The organism is Photorhabdus thracensis, assembly GCF_001010285.1.
In the GTDB taxonomy this organism is placed as follows: Bacteria; Pseudomonadota; Gammaproteobacteria; order Enterobacterales; family Enterobacteriaceae; genus Photorhabdus; species Photorhabdus temperata.
Genome location: NZ_CP011104.1, coordinates 5,079,479 through 5,097,224, shown reverse-complemented (window position 1 = coordinate 5,097,224; position 17,746 = coordinate 5,079,479). Strand labels below are relative to the sequence as shown.

Annotated in this window: 11 protein-coding genes and 1 pseudogene; 7 read left to right on the top strand and 5 right to left on the bottom strand. The window is 42.9% G+C overall.

Annotated elements, in window-relative coordinates; all coding sequences use genetic code 11:
• Nucleotides 1-1,143 precede the first annotated feature (1,143 nt).
• The 4 genes and pseudogenes from aphA to VY86_RS22195 all read left to right on the top strand — a co-directional run bounded on the left by aphA (nucleotide 1,144) and on the right by VY86_RS22195 (nucleotide 4,955).
• Nucleotides 1,144-1,763, top strand: a pseudogene (gene aphA, locus VY86_RS22210) (acid phosphatase AphA).
• A 162-nt stretch (nucleotides 1,764-1,925) separates the two neighbouring features.
• A complete protein-coding gene (gene ldtD / locus VY86_RS22205; protein ID WP_046976599.1) occupies nucleotides 1,926-3,638 on the top strand; it encodes a L,D-transpeptidase in 1,713 nt (570 codons plus the stop codon).
• A 76-nt stretch (nucleotides 3,639-3,714) separates the two neighbouring features.
• Nucleotides 3,715-4,263 carry a peptidoglycan L,D-endopeptidase MepK gene (mepK, locus tag VY86_RS22200; protein WP_046976598.1) on the top strand — a complete coding sequence of 183 codons (549 nt, stop codon included), beginning with the start codon at nucleotides 3,715-3,717 and terminating at the stop codon, nucleotides 4,261-4,263.
• Between the two features lie 44 nt (nucleotides 4,264-4,307).
• Nucleotides 4,308-4,955 (top strand): MBL fold metallo-hydrolase, encoded by a 648-nt coding sequence (locus VY86_RS22195; RefSeq protein ID WP_046976597.1) that lies wholly within the window; start codon nucleotides 4,308-4,310, stop codon nucleotides 4,953-4,955.
• Nucleotides 4,956-5,072: 117 nt separating this feature from the next.
• Here the strand turns inward: VY86_RS22195 and VY86_RS22190 are convergent, their stop codons facing one another.
• From VY86_RS22190 to pncB, 5 genes are all read right to left on the bottom strand, one after another.
• On the bottom strand, nucleotides 5,073-6,263 hold the full coding sequence (locus tag VY86_RS22190; RefSeq protein ID WP_046976596.1) for an amino acid aminotransferase: 1,191 nt from the start codon (nucleotides 6,261-6,263) through the stop codon (nucleotides 5,073-5,075).
• A gap of 232 nt (nucleotides 6,264-6,495) precedes the next feature.
• Nucleotides 6,496-7,671 (bottom strand): porin OmpC, encoded by a 1,176-nt coding sequence (gene ompC, locus VY86_RS22185; RefSeq protein WP_046976595.1) that lies wholly within the window; start codon nucleotides 7,669-7,671, stop codon nucleotides 6,496-6,498.
• Nucleotides 7,672-8,167: 496 nt separating this feature from the next.
• On the bottom strand, nucleotides 8,168-9,313 hold the full coding sequence (locus VY86_RS22180; protein ID WP_046976594.1) for a porin: 1,146 nt from the start codon (nucleotides 9,311-9,313) through the stop codon (nucleotides 8,168-8,170).
• 335 nt (nucleotides 9,314-9,648) lie between these two features.
• Nucleotides 9,649-11,049, bottom strand: a complete 1,401-nt coding sequence (asnS, locus tag VY86_RS22175; protein WP_046976593.1) for an asparagine--tRNA ligase — start codon at nucleotides 11,047-11,049, stop codon at nucleotides 9,649-9,651.
• A gap of 204 nt (nucleotides 11,050-11,253) precedes the next feature.
• The gene (gene pncB / locus VY86_RS22170; protein WP_046976592.1) at nucleotides 11,254-12,468 is read right to left on the bottom strand and encodes a nicotinate phosphoribosyltransferase; all 1,215 of its coding nucleotides are present in this window, start codon (nucleotides 12,466-12,468) and stop codon (nucleotides 11,254-11,256) included.
• A 349-nt stretch (nucleotides 12,469-12,817) separates the two neighbouring features.
• On the opposite strand from pncB, the gene pepN reads away from it, so the two are divergent.
• The 3 genes from pepN (at nucleotide 12,818) to VY86_RS22155 (ending at nucleotide 17,360) form a co-directional block, all read left to right on the top strand.
• Complete coding sequence (gene pepN / locus VY86_RS22165) at nucleotides 12,818-15,430, top strand: aminopeptidase N (protein ID WP_046976591.1); 2,613 nt, start codon at nucleotides 12,818-12,820, stop codon at nucleotides 15,428-15,430.
• 170 nt (nucleotides 15,431-15,600) lie between these two features.
• The gene (pyrD, locus tag VY86_RS22160; RefSeq protein WP_046976590.1) at nucleotides 15,601-16,611 is read left to right on the top strand and encodes a quinone-dependent dihydroorotate dehydrogenase; all 1,011 of its coding nucleotides are present in this window, start codon (nucleotides 15,601-15,603) and stop codon (nucleotides 16,609-16,611) included.
• A 203-nt stretch (nucleotides 16,612-16,814) separates the two neighbouring features.
• Nucleotides 16,815-17,360 (top strand): cell division protein ZapC, encoded by a 546-nt coding sequence (locus VY86_RS22155; protein WP_046976589.1) that lies wholly within the window; start codon nucleotides 16,815-16,817, stop codon nucleotides 17,358-17,360.
• Nucleotides 17,361-17,746: the final 386 nt, after the last annotated feature.

The window sequence follows — 17,746 nt, the reverse complement described above, 5'->3', positions numbered from 1 at the left end:
TCAGGTTTTAAACTGTTATTATAAGCCATTTTTTAACCTCTGTTTTTAACTGGTATAATAAGGTTTTAGTCATTGTTTTTACTACTTTTAATACTTGCTTTTTATTAAGTTTAATCATCATGGTATATTGTGTTTTACGTTTAATCAATGTTGATTATACTCGATTTTATCTTTACTGACGCTGTTTTACTGGCAATCCTGAGTAGTTTTTACTTGATGGCATAAAGATAGCATTTTATATTTTTTCGGATAATATTCTTTTTTCTGGTTTATTTTTATTTTTATTTTTAATTTTCTTTTTATGGTTAATGGATTTCGATTAAATTTAATTAACGTCATTTTAAAAATTTGTATTTACAGTTAAATCCGTCTTTTATATAAAAGCTTTAATATCTTTGTTTTCATTCTTTTAAATAGTCACGACAGGGAAGTTAAATGTAAAATAACCGGAGGATAACATTGTCGGTGAATACATTAAACATGACAGGGAATAAGCCGTTTTTAGTTATTCTGTACCTTTTCAAAATCTGGTATTAATGGATACCTGTTTTTTATCCTCAGATAACTCATCACCAAAAAGAAAACAGCTTGCCAATCGTCCAAAAAGGGAAAAAAATCCCAGCTTTTTTATGGCTGGGATCTTGATTTAACCGATACAGCGACTAATCTAAGAGCTGCTCCAATTTCCTCCGAAGAACTATCTATCGGAAGAACAATATAATCAGATTCTTTAATTCTGCTACCTTACCTTTTTGTAAGGCTTTCTCTGTCGCTTTGATAGTTTTTCCATCTTTTCCTCCAAAGGGTACTCCCGCCGACATAAGGCGGGAGGGGAATTTGGACGGGCTTGAAAAGCCCGAATAACTATCAGCGTGGCTGACTTTGGAGGAAAAGATGGTGATTGGCTTCCCTGTGGTAAATCTCAGTGCAGCCAGACAATTGAATAATCTGAGCGGCTTACCAACCCGGGAGGAGAGATCTCAGAGAATTGTGATCGCAGTTTGGTCGTTTCTCGCTGTATTATAATACCTCTTCAACAATAGTTGCACCATAATGGAAGCTATTGGGAGGAATTGAATAAGGATCTGCCTGTTATCCAGGTAGGGAGTTGCTATATCGTCGAATAAAGACAAGAGAATGATCATGCGTAAAGTCACTTTAACTCTGGTTGCCGCTGTTTTTGCTTTTGGCCTGAATGGATTTTCTCAGGCAAAAATATTGATGCCTGCTCAGGTTAACCAAGGTGTCACTGTTGTTGAATTGGCTCAACAGCAGGCAGTGAATTGGGTTTCTATCGCGGTAAACTGGAGTTTTCTCCAAACGATTTTGGTTACCTGAAAAACCCTAAGTTCTGGGAAAAAATGAATAACGGTTGGGATCAGTTCAGTGTTCCCAAGAAAGTCGGGATTGAACTGGTGGCAATGCACCTGAAACGCGGTGATAACATCTATTTCATCACTGGGCGCAGTAAAACCAAGACTGAAAATGTCACGCATTACTTGCAGGAGGGGTTGAATATTCCTGCGGATAAAATGAATCCGGTTATTTTTGCCGGAGATGAACCAGGCCAGAATAATAAAGTCAGTTGGATGAAAGAAAATAAATTGAAAATCTATTATGGTGATTCAGATGCAGATATTGCTGCTGCCCGTGAGTTGAATATTCAGGGCATCCGTATCCTGCGTGCTGCAAATTCTACTTATCAACCATTGCCTAAAGCAGGCCGGTTTGGTGAGGAAGTCATTGTTAACTCTCAGTTTTAATACCGGCATTAATCATGTTGGTTGAGCCAGGAATAAGGTTTAAATCTCTTGAAAAGGGTGTTTTGGCGTTTTTTGGCTCTTATTGCTTTTCTTTTATTAGATTCTGGATCTGCCATAGTTATAATTAATTTATGAGAATATTCTGAAGGTGGGTATGTTGATATGGTAAAAAAAGCGATAAAGCCGCTGTGCATTTCGGTTATTTGCAGTACATTAATGGTAGCTAGCTATGCTTTAGCCAATCAGCAGAGTAGGCTGATGGAAAGTGATACGCAGAATCTGTCAAAAATGCAGACTGAAAAGGTATCTGAGACAGCAATACCTAAACAAGTGCAAATTCAAACTTATGTGGTTGCACAGGAAGAGAATCGCAGAGTGCTTCAAAGCTGGTTACCGAAGCAAGTTAAGCCCATTTTCTTTGACCGATTGGTCAGTCTGTATTCATCTAACCAGATGCAACCTTTATGGCAGGACAAAACTGCCGTTCAGCGTTTTGAACAACAACTTTTAGAACTGGCATTGGCTGGATTTCAACCGCAATTCGGCCAATGGCTGATTGAACTCAATGATCCTCAATTGAGCGATATGGGGCGCGATCTCATTTTATCTGATGCTATGCTGGGTTATTTGCAATTTGTCTCCGATGTCAGTCATCAGGGCGAAAACTGGCTCTATCGCACGATGCCATACAAAATTGTTTTACCTTCATCTGCGATCATCGACCGGTGGCAGCAAGTTATCACAGATCGCAATGTGGCCGCTTATGTTGCAGCATGGGTGCCACAGCACCCTCAATATGAAAATATGCATAAGGAGATGATGAAGCTATTGGCTGATAGTCAACCGTGGCCACAGGTTTCTGATAAAAGCGCATTAAAACCGGGGCAGAGTAGTCCTGATATCACGGCGTTAAGAGAAATACTTATCCGTATCGGTATGCTGAATGATGCGACAACTAAATCAGGTAATATCTATGACCCTGAATTGGTTGCTGCGGTGAAAAATTTCCAGCAATGGCAAGGATTGGCGCCCGATGGCGTGATTGGTAAACGTACCAGAGATTGGCTGAATACGTCACCTCAAACCAGAGCTGGATTAATGGCGCTTAATATTCAGCGTTTGCGGATTGTCCCAGGGCATGTTTCCACCGGAATTATGGTCAATATTCCTGATTATTCGTTGCATTATTATCTTAATGATCAGGAAGTGCTGAACTCGAAGGTGATCGTTGGTCGTCCAAGCCGTAAAACGCCAATTATGAGTAATGTGTTGAATAATGTCGTGATTAATCCCCCCTGGAGTGTGCCAACCAGTCTGGCAAGAAAAGATATTGCGCCGCGGGCGGTGAATGATCCCGGATATTTCCAGCGCCGGGGGTATGTTATCTTTTCAAACTGGCGTGCTGATGCCAGCGTGATCGATCCTTACACTATTGATTGGAATGTGATTACGCCGGCTAATTTTCCTTATCGGGTATGGCAGGCTCCAGGGCCGGCTAATTCATTAGGCCGCTATAAATTCAATATGCCAAATTCTGATGCCATCTATTTGCACGATACGCCGAATCATAGTCTGTTTAATAAAGATATCAGGGCGATCAGTTCTGGTTGTGTCAGGGTTAATAAGGCGTCAGAATTGGCAAGTATGTTACTGGGAGATGCTGGCTGGACCCAAAACAAGGTGGATAATACCCTGAAGCAGGGCAATACCGCTTATGTCAATATCCCACAGCGTGTTCCGGTTTATTTGTATTATTTGACTGCCTGGGTAGATGAGCAGGGTGTGCCTCAGTATCGCACTGATATTTATGACTATGATAACAGTGCGAGACAAGGTTCCCAGTTTTTGTCAAAGTTGTTGCATTTACAAAACTAAATGCAACTAATTTTCATTATTAGTTGTCATAGTGACCAGTGACTTATTTTTTCATAATCTGGGTAGATGTTTCTTCATGGATATAATCGATCATAATCGCCGTAAGTGGCTTGGTGTGGGGGCTGCCGCTTTAGGCTTGTGTTTGTTGCCGGGACACGCTTTTGCGATTCTGGCTACTCCCCGCCCACGAATTTTACGTGTTGATAACTTACATACGGGTGAAACTATTAAAGCCGAATTCTTCGATGGCCGTCGTTACAACAAAGATGAGCTGGCTCGTCTGAATCATCTGTTTCGGGATTACCGGCAAAATAAAGTTAAAACTATCGATCCTCAATTATTTGATCAGATCTATTTGCTGCAAATGATGATGGGCATTAATAAGCCTGTACAACTCATTTCTGGTTACCGCTCACTGGTGACCAACAATCAGTTGCGCAAGAAAAGTAAAGGCGTGGCTAAACAGAGTTACCATACTTGCGGGCGGGCGATGGATTTCCATATTGAAGGTATTGCTCTTAAACATATCTGTAAAGCCGCTCTGAAAATGAAGGCGGGCGGTGTGGGATATTATCCACACAGTAATTTCGTTCATATTGATACAGGTCCCGTCAGGACGTGGTAATCGGTGAGTAACTATTTTGTTTTGACTATGGAGTAAATGAAATAATGAAATACCAAATTATTCCTGTGACTGCTTTTATGCAAAATTGCACCCTTATTTGGAATGAAGAGAGTAAGGAAGCGGCAATTGTTGATCCAGGTGGTGAAGCGGCAAGGCTGATCGCTGAGATCGAAGGCCGTGGCTTGAAATTGACCCAGATTTTATTGACTCATGGTCATTTTGACCATGTTGGTGCAACAGCAGAAGTCGCTGAACATTTTAATGTGCCGATTTACGGACCACAGCAGGAAGATGCTTTTTGGATCGAAGGCTTGCCGGCTCAGAGCCGGATGTTTGGCATTGAGGAGTGTGCATCATTTGAACCTGACCGCTGGCTGAATGAAGGTGATGAGTTACATGTTGGCGGGGTCGATTTGTCTGTATTGCACTGTCCGGGCCATACACCAGGGCATGTCGTATTTGTGAATCATACAGATAAATTGATCTATATGGGGGATGTACTGTTTAAAGGGGGAGTTGGGCGTAGCGACTTTCCGCGTGGTAATCACCAGCAGTTAATTAATTCAATTAAAGATAAACTTCTGCCACTTGGTGATGATTATAAATTTATTCCAGGGCACGGGCCAATGTCTACACTGGGTTATGAACGGCAGACTAATCCATTTTTACAGGATGAAGTTCCAAGTTGGTGATGTGGAATTGAATAAGAGCCGATTTGGGTTCTGGGGATAGTTGTCCGATTGGCAACTATATCAGACGATAAAAGCCGCTGAAATTGAGCGGCTTTTCGTAATAAGATGAATGTTGATTCAGAGTACCGCAACAATGGCTTCACACAGTGGGGCCATATTTTCCAGCGTCAGGCCAGCGACATTAATACGACCGGAACTGACAGCGTATATACCAAATTCCACACGCAGGCGCTCAACTTGTTCTTTTGTCAGGCCACTGAATGAAAACATACCATTCTGGTTAATAATGAAGCTGAAATCTTGTTTTGCACCTTTTTCTTGTAAGGTGTTTACAAACAGTTGACGCATACGCTGGATACGTTCGCGCATGGTGGTCAGCTCTTGTTCCCAGGCGGTTTTTAGTTCTTCATTTGATAAAATAGTGGCGACAACAGATGCACCATGAGAGGGTGGGTTGGAATAGTTGGCACGGATAATGGCTTTAGCCTGGCTGAATGCTTTTTCTGCTGTATCGCTGTCACTGGCAACAATAGTACAGGCGCCCACGCGTTCATTGTACAAGCCAAAGTTTTTGGAATAAGAGCTGGCGACGATCAGTTCATTATGATTTTTCGCAAAAATACGCAGGCCTTCCGCGTCTTCGTTCAGACCTTTGGCAAATCCTTGGTAAGCGAAATCAAAAATGGGCAGCCAGCCTTTTTCCGCAGACATTTCTGCCAGTTTGGCCCACTGGGCTGGGGTTGGATCGATACCCGTCGGATTGTGGCAGCAGCCGTGGAACAGAACAACATCACCCGCTTGAGCGTCAGACAGGCTTGCCAGCATGTCTTCGAAATTCAGGGCGTGTTTTTCAGCGTCATAGTATTTATATTCGCGGACTTCCAGGCCAGCGGCAGAAAAAACGTTTTTATGATTTGGCCAGGTTGGATTGCTAATCCAGACTTGTTTAGCGTTAGTCTGTTTGGCAATAAAATCCGCAGCAATACGTAAAGCACCTGTACCACCTGGGCTTTGCGCTGTACGGGCGCGTTTGTTTGTTACCACAGGGTGAGCTTTACCAAACAGCAATTCTTGCGTCACATTGCCAAATTCAACCAGGCCGCTAATCGGCAGGTAATTCTTTGTTGCTTCGTTTTCCAGCAGATATTGTTCTGCTTTTTTGACACTAGTGAGAACAGGGGTTTTTCCTGTTTCATCTTTATAGACACCGATGCCAAGGTTGATTTTATTTGTACGAGGATCAGAACGGAAAGTATCGGCTAAGCCAAGAATAGGGTCGGCAGGCGCTGCTATGATTTTCTCAAACATGTTGGTGATTCCAAAGCTCAGGGTTAAGTCTAAAAAGGTAGTCAGGTTAACGCCGCAGAAACAGTTTGCCAACTATTTGTAGCAAAAAGAATATAATCTTGTGAAGCAGTTTGCGGAGTGAGAAAAAGTTTAGATAACAGCAAGAAAAGATAGAATAAAAAAGCAGCGCCTGAGCGCTGCTTTCGTTTAAAGATGCTTAACTTATTCAGCTAAACATATTTATCAATGGTAATTAGAACTGGTAAACCATACCTACACCAACAACATTGTCAGTGCTGATGCCAAATGCTTTGGTGAATTCGTTCTCATCCAGCAGGTTGATTTTGTAATCAATATAGGTGGTCATGTTTTTGTTGAGGCTATAGAAAGTACCAACAGAGACATATTTAACTAGATCGTGGTTGCCAGATTCTTTCTCTTCCCCTTTAATGTCACCGAACAGGCTTTTACCTTTAGACTGTACGTATGCCAGAGATGGACGCAGGCCGAAATCGAACTGATATTGAGCTGTTAATTCGATGTTCTGGGTTTTGTTGGCGATATTTTGCCAGTTTACACCATCAACTTTTCCACCGAAGCGAGTCATATTACGGGTTTCACCGTACATTGCCGCCAGGTAGATGTTGTTGGCATCGTATTTAGCACCGATGTTCCAAGCTTCAGCGCGGTCACCTAGAGCAGCAGAACCAGCAGGTTCTTCTTTATTGTCCTTGTTTTTAACAACGCCAAAAGCGGTTTTTTGTGCAGAAGTACGGGCAGAGTTAGAGTATGCGCCACCGACGCTGATACCGTAACCTGCGTCATAAATCGCAGCGAAACCGTAACCATCACCGTTGTCTTTACGGTTGGCACGACCATTTGAGGTGTTGTTACTGTTCTCACCCTGATATTGCAGGGCAAAGTTCAGACCATCAACCAGGCCGAAGAAATCACTATTACGGTAAGTTAACAGACCCGTAGAACGGCCAGTCATGAAGTTGTCAGTTTGAGCCATGGAGTCACCACCAAATACTGGCAACACGTCGGTCCAGGAGTTGACATCATAAACAACACCGTAGTTACGACCATAGTTCAGTGAACCGTAGTCGGAAAGTTTCAGGCCAGCGAAAGCCAGACGAGTTTTGGTTTCTTCGTCAACGGCTTCTGCACGGTTGCCTTTGATGTTGTATTCCCAACGACCAAAACCGGTCAGTTGGTCATTGACTTGAGTTTCGCCTTTGAAACCCAGACGGGCGAAAGTTTCATCACCATCTTCGCCGCTGCTGTTGTTAGCGAATTGGTGACGTGCTTCAACTTTACCATACAGGTCCAGTTTATGACCGTCTTTGTTATAAACTTCAGCTGCATTTGCTGCGCCAGCAGCCAACAGAGCTGGGATTACCACTGCAAGAATATTGCACTTCGTCATTATTATTACCCTCATTGGTGTTATATCGGACACCTGCCACTGCCAAAAATAATTCTTTAAAAATCTATGGAACTATTTGTGAGAGTTTAGTGTCGTCTGTTTCTCTGTCAAGTGTTTCATTGGTTGTTATTTTTATCCACTCACAAAGTGCTACAAAAAAGAAAATTTAGTAAGAATTTGTAACAAAGTGTTTCAAAGTGTAAATGAGGGGTTGTTTTTTGAACTCTGGTCAGTCCAGTTTGTCAAAAAAGTGGGAATGAATTGCTGCCAGTGAAGAGGAGAAATTATCTATTAAGATTAGTAAAAAGAGTAAAATAATATGGTGTTCGTTTTATCATCAGATTTTTTTAGGTAACTTGCTGATGTTATTGTCTGTATGCCATATACTATTTTTCAACAGACGACTGATGATTATTCTTCTTGAAAAAAGAGTAGCGCTCGCTTAAGTGAGCGCCATCACATATTAATTGAGTCTTTTATATTTATTTCAGCTAAATTAGAACTGATATACCAGACCTACACCAACCGCGTTCTTGGTGTTAACTTCGAAATATCGGGTAAACATGCTGTCTTTTACTAAATTGATTTTGTAGTCAACATAGGCAGACAAATTTTTGTTAAAGTTATAATAGGAACCAATGGAGATATATTTTACCCAGTCCTGTTTGGTGAAAAAGGTTGTCCCTCTGGATTGAACATATGCCAGCGATGGGCGCAGGCCAGAATCGAACTGATACTGAGCAGTTAATTCGAGATTTCGGGTTTTTGCCGAGACGACATCTTGGTAACCGAAGGATGTCATATTGTGGGTTTCACCGTACATCGCTGCCAGATATACGTTGTTTGCATCGTATTTAGCACCAATATTCCATGCTTCAGCTCTTTCACCGCGAGCGACAGAGGTAACGAGTCTTTCATGAATAATAGGACGGTCAGCGTTGGAGTAGGCTCCCCCCACGCTGATACCGTACCCAATATCATAAGTAGCAGAGATGCCAAAACCATCACCATTACTGCCACCATTCGGTTTGATGATGTCGCCTCGCTTACGAAGTGAATTACGACCATTTTTGTTGTTGTCGTCGTTCTTACCCTGGTATTGCAGGGCAAAGTTCAGGCCATCAACCAGGCCGAAGAAATCAGTGTTACGGTAAGTCAGGACACCTGTGGCACGGCCTGTCATGTAGGTGTCAGCCTGAGACATGGAATCAGCACCGAATACTGGCAGTACGTCGGTCCAGACGTTAATGTCATAGAGAACACCGTAGTTACGGCCGTAGTCCAAAGAACCGTACTGAGCAAATTTCAAGCCAGCGAAACCCAGGCGGGTTTTGTTGCCTTCAGCGCCGTTTGATTCAGCGTTGCTAGCCTGAATATCGTACTCCCAGCGCCCATAACCCGTCAGTTGGTTATTGATTTGGGTTTCACCTCTAAAACCCAGACGAACATAGCTTGCATCACCATCTTCACTACGGATAGGATCATCCTCTGATTTTTCGGTGGCTTGAGAGAATTGATGACGTGCATCAACTTTGCCATACAGATCGAGTTTGTTACTGTCTTTGTTATAAATCTCAGCGGCGTTTGCTGCCCCAGCGGCTAATAATGCTGGGATGACCACTGCAAAAATACTACCTTTCATTAATTGTTACCTTACATTGCTTCATTAATTACCATCATTGGTGTTATCCGGACTTTTGTTACTTACAGAAATAATTCCTTTAAGAAAATCTTTGAAACTATTTATGAGAACGCCGTAATTGTCCGTGTCGGGGCACAGTCTTTCATTGGTAGTGAGCTTGATCCACCATTAAATTGATACAAAGTGATGTATTTTGTAATAAAGTGAAAATAATGTGTGTGAAAATGTAAATATAAGCAGATTTTTGATCGAAAATTGGATTAAAGAAATAAAAAAGCCAGCTTTCGCTGGCTTTATATACATAATGATTTTTTAATATTTACTTTATGGAAGTATTAGAAATTGGCGCTTCTTGGAGTACGTGGGAATGGGATAACATCACGCACATTTGCGACACCGGTCACATAAGCGACCAAACGCTCAAAGCCTAATCCGAATCCGGAATGAGGAACAGTGCCATAGCGACGCAGGTCACGGTACCACCAGTAATCTTCTTTATTAAGTCCCATCTCTTCCATACGTTTATCCAGCCTATCCAAACGCTCTTCACGCTGTGAGCCGCCGATAATCTCACCAATGCCCGGCGCGAGAACATCCATTGCTGCAACGGTTTTACCGTCGTCGTTCATTCGCATATAGAAGGCTTTAATATCTTTTGGATAGTTTTTCACTACCACCGGTGCCTGGAAGTGTTTTTCTGCCAGATAGCGCTCATGTTCTGATGAGAGGTCAACACCCCAAAATACCGGGTTTTCAAATTCCTGGCCGCAATTTTGCAGGATTTCAACGGCATCGGTGTAATCAATTTGAGCAAAGTCAGAATGGATAAATTTCTCCAGACGGGTGATAACGTCTTTATCTACACGTTCAGCAAAGAATTGCAGATCATCAGCGCGTTCTTCTAATGCGGCTTTGAAAACATATTTCAGCATATTCTCAGCCAGTGAGGCGGCATCGTTGAGGTTAGCGAAGGCAATTTCCGGCTCAAGCATCCAGAATTCTGCCAGATGGCGGCTGGTATTAGAGTTTTCAGCACGGAAAGTCGGGCCGAATGTGTAAACTTTGCTTAATGCACAGGCATAGGCTTCGCCGTTCAACTGGCCGGATACGGTCAGGAAAGCTTCACGGCCGAAGAAATCCTGGTTGAAATCCACTTCACCTTTATCAGTTAGCGGCAGATTTTGCAGATCCAGCGTGGAGACACGGAACATTTCACCGGCGCCTTCTGTATCAGCCGCAGTGATCAGCGGGGTTGAAACCCAGAAGTAGCCGTTTTCATGGAAGAAACGGTGCAGAGCTTGCGCAAGAGTATGACGCATACGGGCAACTGCGCCAATCAGGTTGGTGCGTGGCCGCAGATGCGCCACTTCGCGCAGATATTCAATGCTGTGGCGTTTGGCGGCCATCGGATAGGTATCAGGATCTTCAACCATGCCGATCACCACCACTTTCGTCGCTTGCAGTTCAAAATTCTGTCCCTGACCAAGGGAAGCAACAACTGTCCCTGTGACTTCGACAGAACAGCCGGTGGTTAAAGACAAAATTTCATTCTGATAATTGGGCAAATTATTATTAACGACGGCCTGTAATGGATTAAAGCAGGAACCGTCATAGACGGCGAGGAAAGAGATACCAGCTTTAGAATCTCTCCTTGTACGGATCCAGCCGCGAACGGTGATTTCACTATCAACCGCAACCCGGCCTTGCAGTACGTCGACTACAGGCGCTACGCTCATAAATTTCTCTCTTCTTTTATCAATTCAAGTTGGTGAAAATGAATACCCCTATACAAGGGGCAGCTTGTTCTATGTTACTTGCCATATTCCAGGAAACAAGTGGAAATCACTAATTTGCATGGTGAATGAGAGGGAAACGGTTTTTTTCAGATGTGCCGCTGCTTTATTTGCCAGCGGCACAGTCGTGTTTTAAACAAAATTGTGTTAACAAGCTTGCTTGACCTGCGGTATATCAAAAGCGGCACGTAGCCGGTTAACAAACTCATTATCTTCACAAATGGTTTTGCCGGGGCTGTCTGACAGTTTTGCTACCGGTTTGCCATTACATTCGACAAGTTTGATAACGATGTTCAGTGGCTTAACGCCTGGAATGTTGCAGGTCAGCCGTGTGCCGATACCGAAAATCAGGTTTATTCTGTTGTGGAAATGGCGATAAAGCGCCAGCGCTTTCTGGAAATCCAGGCTGTCAGAAAATACCAGGGTCTTCGTCAGCGGATCGATGCCCAGTTTTTGATAGTGGGCGATCGCTTTTTCACCCCATTCAATCGGATCGCCTGAATCATGGCGTAAGCCCTGGTATCTGTTGGCAAACTGGGCATCAAAGTCCCGCAGGAAAGCATCCATTGTGATGCAGTCAGTCAGGGCGATACCTAATTGGTTAGGATATTCATTTAACCAACTTTGTAATGCCTCCCGTTGGCTGCTTGCCAGTTCCGGGCTGATTTGCTGGTGAGCTTGAAACCATTCATGCGCCTGCGTACCAACAGGGGAGATCCCAAGTTGTTGTGCAAGTTGATAGTTGCTGGTGCCAATCAGGTAAGGGAAATTCTGTTGTAGTTCACTGACAATGGCATGTTGAACACTGTGTGAGAAACGGCGGCGTGTGCCGAAATCCATCAGTTTGAAACCGGAGAGATCGATTCCTTCATTTTCCGCGTCTTGATAGAACAGTTTAATTAATTTGCGAAGCTGGTTGACTGCATTTTCAGCCGCGTTATCCAGTGGGTGATAACGGTGAACCAGCTCACTGAGCAGCGCCAATAATGGTACTTCCCACATAATGACTTCATGCCATAATCCTGAAATACGGATAGCTAACTGACCACTATCGGTTACAGAAATATTGACTTGCTGTGGATTGAAACGAAAGGTTTTAAACCAGTCCAGATAATCAGCCTTGAAAAAAGGCAGGCTGGAAAGATAATTAAACTCAGCATCGGTTAATGCCAGATCAGCCATCATATTAACCTGATGGCGTAATTCTTTGGCATATTCACCCAGCAGTTCATCACCGCGGCAGCGAAACTCTGCAACGACAGGCATGTGGCTGTAGTGGTGGTACACTGCTTGTTGCATATGAAGTTTATAAGCGTCAGTATCAAGCAGTGATTTAATAATCGGGGTAGCGTCTAGGGTCATAGCGCGTTATGCATCCTCACGGAGCCTATTCGTGTCAGCTAAATCGATAAAGTTGGAAGAGTATACCGGGATTATTTTGTTATTGAAGTCACATAACATCATATCATTCACCATGAAGATCGAAATTAAAAAGGTCTTTGGTTAAATGTTATCATGTTATTTGATCATTAAGTGATAACAAGCACCAAATTAGCAAACTATTCTTTACATAACATCATACGTGTTCTTAATGCATGTTTAATGCCAGAAGGTGCGTTACTTCACTCTTGAACTTTAACCTCTTTCTGTGGCAGCGTAAGATTTGGTATTGAATTAATTCCATAAGTACGAAACGACAAAAAGGTTTCTTATGACACAACAGCGACAAGCTAAATACCGCCGGGATTATCGCGCTCCGGACTATACGATTTCTGATATTGAACTTGATTTTAATCTTGATGCTGATAGCACAGAAGTCACCGCCATTAGCCAGATAAAACGTCTGAGTCATGAAATAACGCCGTTGGTGCTGAATGGTGAAGACTTGACATTGAAAAGTCTTCATGTGGATGGCCAACCGTGGGAACATTACCGTGAACAGGATGAAACTCTGGTCATTGAGCAATTGCCGGCTCAGTTCACTTTGAAAATTGTTAATGAGATCCACCCAGCGAAAAACACCGCTCTGGAAGGTTTGTATGTCTCTGGCGATGCACTTTGTACCCAGTGTGAAGCCGAGGGTTTTCGCCACATTACCTACTATTTTGATCGTCCCGATGTACTGGCTCGTTTTACAACTCGCATTACAGCTGATAAAGCCAAATATCCGTATCTGCTTTCAAATGGTAACCGGGTTGAACAAGGGGAAACGGATGATGGGCGTCATTGGGTGAAATGGCAGGATCCATTCCCAAAACCCAGTTATCTGTTCGCGCTAGTTGCAGGTGATTTCGATGTTTTACGCGATACTTTTACCACCCGTAGTGGCCGTGAAGTTGCACTGGAGCTGTTTGTTGACCGTGGTAATCTCGACCGGGCTGATTGGGCAATGACTTCCCTGAAAAATGCCATGAAATGGGATGAAACCCGTTTTGGTCTTGAGTATGACCTTGATATTTATATGATTGTCGCGGTGGATTTCTTCAACATGGGCGCAATGGAGAATAAGGGCCTGAACGTTTTTAACTCCAAATATGTGCTGGCAAAATCTGAAACGGCGACGGATAAAGATTACCTTGGTATAGAAGCCGTGATCGGCCATGAATATTTCCATAATTGGACCGGTAACCGTATCACTTGTCGCGATTGGTTTCAGCTTAGTCTGAAAGAGGGATTGACGGTATTCCGCGATCAGGAATTTAGCTCTGATCTTGGCTCCCGTTCTGTTAATCGTATCAATAACGTGCGCGTTATGCGTGCAGCCCAGTTTGCTGAAGATGCCAGCCCAATGGCGCATCCAATTCGCCCTGATAAAGTGATTGAGATGAATAACTTCTATACAGTGACTGTGTATGAGAAGGGCGCGGAAGTTATCCGTATGATTCATACCCTGCTGGGTGAAGAGCAATTCCAGGCAGGGATGCAGCTTTATGTTCATCGTCATGATGGCAGTGCTGCAACATGTGATGATTTTGTTCAGGCAATGGAAGATGCATCAAATGTCGATCTGTCTCTTTTCCGTCGCTGGTATAGCCAGTCTGGTACACCGGTGCTGACCGTTCGTGATGAATATAATGCGCAAAAGCGGCAGTATAAGTTGCATGTCAGCCAGATGACCCCTCCTACCGCCGATCAAAAAGAGAAACAACCTCTGCATATTCCACTGGATATTGAGCTTTATGACAGCAAAGGCCATGTGATCCCACTGCGTTATGATGGTCAGCCGGTTCACCATGTGCTGAATGTAACCAACGCAGAGCAGACATTTGTATTTGATGATGTGCCGTCATTGCCGGTTCCTTCTTTATTACGGGAATTCTCGGCACCAGTGAAATTGGATTACCCATTCAGCGATCAGCAATTGGCATTTTTGATGAAACATGCCCGTAATGCGTTTTCCCGCTGGGATGCGGCTCAGTCGCTGATGGCAAACCATATCAAACTGAATGTTATCCGTTACCAGCAGAAGCAGCCGATCGAATTGCCAATGCATGTGGTCGATGCTTTCCGCGCGGTGTTGCTGGATAGTAATATTGATTCGGCTCTGGCTGCTCATATTCTGACTTTGCCGTCAGAAGGTGAGATGGCGGAATTATTTACGATTATCGATCCGAAGGCGATTCATGAAGTTCTAAATGCAATCACCTGTACTTTGGCGCAGGAAATGGCGGATGAGTTTGCTGTGGTTTATAACTCTATCAATATAGGTGCATACCGCGTCGATCATCAGGATATTGCCAAACGTTCTCTACGTAATATCTGTTTATATTATCTGGCCTTTGGCTCTCAGGAGCAGGCCGATAAACTGATATCAAATCAATATCATCAATCTGACAATATGACTGATGCATTGGCGGCGTTATCTGGCGCGGTGATAGCGGAACTGCCTTGCTGTGATCAACTGATGGTGGAATTTGATGAGAGATGGCATCAGGATGGCTTGGTTATGGATAAATGGTTTAGCTTACAAGCAAGTAGTCCGGCGGCAGATGTTCTCACTAATGTGCGTAATCTATTGAATCATCGTTCATTTAGCATGAGTAACCCAAACAGAGTGCGTGCTCTGGTTGGTGCATTTGTTAACAACCCGATGGCATTCCATGCTGAAGATGGCAGTGGTTATCAGTTCCTGTTGGAAATTTTGACTGATCTTAACAGCCGTAACCCACAGGTTGCTTCCCGTTTGATTGAACCGTTGATTCGTCTGAAACGTTATGACGAAAAACGCCAAAGCATGATGTGTAATGCGCTGGAGCAATTGAAAGGATTGGAAAACCTGTCTGGTGATCTGTTTGAGAAAATCACTAAGGCGTTAGAAAGCTGATAGCTATTTATCGGGCTAATGGTTATTTTAGCCCGATATTTTTTTTGACTTGTTATCCAGGATAATAAATTTATTCTTGCCATCGTTTACTTTCGGATCAGATCTTATTAAGATGCCCGGCGCTTAATTTACGGCAGTCACTCCCTGTTATCTTGATCTCAGGAGATCGCATGTATTACTCTCTCATCAGGAAGGCGTTGTTCCAGCTTGATCCGGAACGGGCGCACGAGTTAACTTTCCGCCAGCTCAAGCGCATTAGCGGTAGTCCTTTCGAATTTCTTATCCATCAATCAGTTGCTACAAAACCCGTTACGTGTATGGGCCTGTCATTTAAAAATCCCCTTGGTCTGGCCGCAGGTCTTGATAAAGATGGCGATTGTATTGATGCATTTGGTGCAATGGGATTTGGTTTTATTGAAATTGGTACTGTAACCCCACGAGCTCAGGCAGGAAACGATAAACCCAGATTATTCCGTATTGTTGAAGCTGAAGGGATAATTAACCGTATGGGCTTCAATAATCTTGGTGTCGATAACCTGGTGGAAAATGTCAAAAAGGCAAAATATGGTGGAGTTATTGGGATCAATATTGGTAAAAATAAAGATACGCCTGTAGAGCATGGGAAAGATGATTATTTAATCTGCATGGAGAAAATTTATCCTTATGCCGGCTATATTGCGATTAATATTTCTTCACCAAACACTCCTGGTTTAAGAACACTGCAATATGGCGAAGCGCTGGATGATTTATTGTCTGCGATTAAAGGTAAGCAGGGTGAGCTTCAGCAAAAATATCAAAAATATGTTCCTGTTGCGGTAAAAATTGCACCAGATCTTTCTGAAGAAGAGTTGATCCAAATTGCAGATAGTTTAATTCGTCATAATATCGATGGTGCTATTGCGACTAATACAACATTAGACAGGAAATTAGTTGAGGGTCTTAACTATTGCCAACAAGCTGGTGGATTAAGTGGCCGACCGATTCAGTTACGTAGTACAGACGTTATTCGCCAGCTCTCTCAAGAGCTAAGAGGTGAAATTCCTATTATCGGTGTTGGAGGAATAGATTCACTGACTGCGGCCAGAGAAAAAATAGCCGCAGGGGCCTCTTTAATACAGATTTTCTCCGGATTTATCTATCATGGTCCAAAATTAGTCAAAGATATCGTCAATCATATCTAAATTTTGTTGTTAATTTATCATTGGGGGTTTATTTTTGCCCCCAACTCGTCTATATTCGCTCTGATCGTCTAAATTTTTATCAGTCCTTCATATATCGAACTATATGGCAAGGCTTATTTCACTGAATAGCGGACAAGTTATTTACAATCTGTTTAGTGCATCTATTTAGCGATGTCAGTTTTTTTGCATAATAAGGATGACCCATGAAACTTAAACCTGATGACCAATGGCGCTGGTATTTTGATACTGACCATGACCGCGTAATGCTCGATCTGTCTAAGGGTATGGTTTTTCGTTCCTGTTTTCCTGCAAAGATGCTGACACCTTATGCAATGGGAGAGACTTCATTTTCTGTAGAAGATGCGGCGCTTTATTATTGTTTTGAAGAACAGACACGCCGGATTAATATTTCAGATGAATTCAGGGCCGAATTAATTCTTAATGCGTTAGTTGCTTTTCGCTTTATAAAGCCGCAAATGCCAAGAAGCTGGTATTTTTCCCGGTTTGCTATGATAGAAAAGCCTGTACAAGGAGAGTTAATTCAGGTACGGCTTCAGGATTGCAGAACAGAGGCTATATTTCTGGTGGCGGAGGCTGGAGATAGTGCGAGTCTTTGTTTGCTGGCTCAACCGAAATTAACGTTATCTGATCGCGTAATGAGCTTTTGCGATCCAATCAAAATTATGAATGATCGATTGATGCCATTTGTGGAACCTGTCCGTATGCCAATTTATGGCACTGCGGTTTGATTTGAGTTTAAGATCTATTTGCTCTGCGATTCTTGGAAGTAAAACCACTTTTTGGAATACAACGATAAACCAGAGTATAATTACCATTGTTAATTGAGAAAGTGGTTCTTTATCATCTGAGGAAATTTTACCATATTTACACCTTCCTACCGGATATCTGTAAAGCACTTTTATTCCTTGTTGTTCTCGCTGTTTTAAAATGATCGGTTCACTATTACAGTGGAAACCTACCCATGATATGTAATAGTTACAGATCACCCATTGCAATATTTTCCATTGTTTCAGAACAATGATAATAGAGTGGAGTAGGGGATATGGCCGGCTTGGGAAATAAAGAAGCGCTTTAAGTTAATTTCCTCCACTCCTTGGAGTATGTATCAGCTGTT